At 75.8% G+C, this 1,983-nt stretch carries 2 protein-coding genes; both read right to left on the minus strand.

Annotation, left to right across the window (positions count from 1 at the left end):
* Positions 1 to 705 (minus strand): MFS transporter (locus tag ACFV5N_RS27430; RefSeq protein WP_385605126.1); only part of this gene is annotated, 705 nt, incomplete at its 3' end.
* A gap of 298 nt (positions 706 to 1,003) precedes the next feature.
* Positions 1,004 to 1,983: hypothetical protein (locus ACFV5N_RS27435; RefSeq protein ID WP_385605130.1), on the minus strand; the 980-nt coding region annotated here is incomplete at its 5' end.

The following is a 1,983-nucleotide window of genomic DNA, read 5'->3' on the forward strand; positions in this document are numbered from 1 at the left end:
GAACAGGCCGAACATCGAGAAACCCGCGAACCCGGCGAGCGCCGCCGGGACGAACACCGCGCGGACCCGGCGGGGTACGGCCGGCGGGCGCACCCGCAGCCGGGGCAGCGGCCGGGGCGGGCGGGCGGTCTCCGGCAGCGCCAGGGTCAGGGCGAAGGCCAGGACGAGCAGTCCGAGGTGCGCGAGGTAGGGCGTGCGCAGCGGCGCGGGGGCGTACTCGGCGAGGACGCCGGCCAGCAGCGGTCCGCACCCGAGGCCGCCCATGTTGGCGGCGGTGGCCGCGAAGCCGGCCCGCTGCGCGGCGCCCGGCGGGGCGAGTTCCATGACGGCGACGGTGGCCGTGCCGGTGAGCAGGCCCGCCGAGAACCCGGACAGCAGTCGGCCGGCCAGCAGCCACGGCAGCCCGTCCTCGGCGAGGAAACAGCCGGCGCTCGCCGCGGACAGCAGCAGTGCGAGGAGGAGGACGGGACGCCGGCCGCGCAGATCGGAGAGGTCACCGGCCAGCACGAGCACGGCGATGACCCCGACCGCGTAGGTCGCGAAGATCACCGTCACGGTGAAGGAGGAGAAGCCGATCTCGCGCTGGTAGAGGCCGTACAGCGGGGTGGGCAAGGTGGTGCCGGCCATGCCGACGGCGAAGGTGTACGCGGCAGCGGCGTAGTGCCAGGGCCGCAGCGGGCGCGGGCCGGTGCGCTCCCCGGTCATCCGCCGGCCTGGGCGGGGGTGTCGGCGGGGTCGGCGGGGCGGGGGTGCGGTGCGACCGGGTGCCGCGGGTCACGGTGGGGCATGCGAGCCTCCGGCGTCCGCCGACCCGGCAGGCCATGGGGCCGGACCGGGCCGCGGCCGGTGTGAACGGCCGCGGGCGGTCCGGCGCACTCGTCGACGGTCGGTGACATGGTCGGAGGTCACCCGATGCCTCCCGCACGAGACATGATCAGATCATCCCGTCACCGGCCCCCGGCTCCGCGCCGACACGCCCCGGCCCCGTGGCGCGGGGGCGCGGTCAGCCGCGCAGGACGGCGTTGCACTCCCGCTGGAGGGTGATGTCCTGCCACATCGGGTGCTGCGGGGCGGCATTGGAGCAGACCACGGAGCCGCGGGCGCCGACCCGGGCGCTCTCGGCGACGGCGCGGCGGCAGAACGCGGCGCCGACCGGGCCCTCCTCGAAGGTGCCGTGCAGCGGGGTGTAGCCGATCCAGCCCTCGCCGAAGACGAGCGGCACCCCGCGCTCGGCCGCCCAGTCGGCGGCGGCGTCGATCCAGGTCACCAGCCGCTGTTCCATGGCGAGCCGGTGGACGGCGTAGCGGTCGTACAGCCAGGCGTCCCACTTCTGCGGGTCGCACCAGTCGTGGACGTAGACCTCGCGCAGGCCGACGACGGTGGTGTCCAGGCGCCAGCGGTCGGCGGCGGGCGGGGCCCAGTCGGCCAGGTCGGGCGCCCCGTCGCGCAGCAGGTCACGGCGGGCGGCCTCCTGGGGGAAGGGCCGGTCCGGGGCGCGCAGGGCGAAGGTGTCGAGGAGTTCGCCGAGGACGCCGTAGACGTACGGGTGGAAGACGGCGACGTCGATGTCGCGCGGGATGCCACGCAGCGACCCGACCGGGACCTCGGCGTAGTTGACGGTGACGGGGCGGTCCGGGTGGCGCTGCCGGAAGCGGGCGATGCCGCGCGCAAGCCGGGGGCCGAGCGCGACGACCGGGTCCGCGCCGGTGAGTCCCTCGGTCAGCCGTCCGGCCTGGACCTCGTTGTGGAGTTCGGTGAAGGCCACGCGGTCGTCGAGGCCGTCGTGCGCGGCGAGGAAGTCGATCAGGTCGGCGAGGGCGTCGGCCAGGGCCTCGGCCCGGTGGTCGGGGTCGATGGCCATGAGGGCGTCGTACCACCGGCGATCACCGGCGAAGGACGGGCTCTGCTGGTACTCCCAGCTGGAGAGGATGACGAAGAAGCCGTGGCGGCGGGCGGCGCGGAAGAGGGCGAGGAGGTGGGCCT

It is taken from the genome of Streptomyces sp. NPDC059853 (assembly GCF_042731495.1).
Taxonomy (GTDB): Bacteria; Actinomycetota; Actinomycetes; order Streptomycetales; family Streptomycetaceae; genus Streptomyces.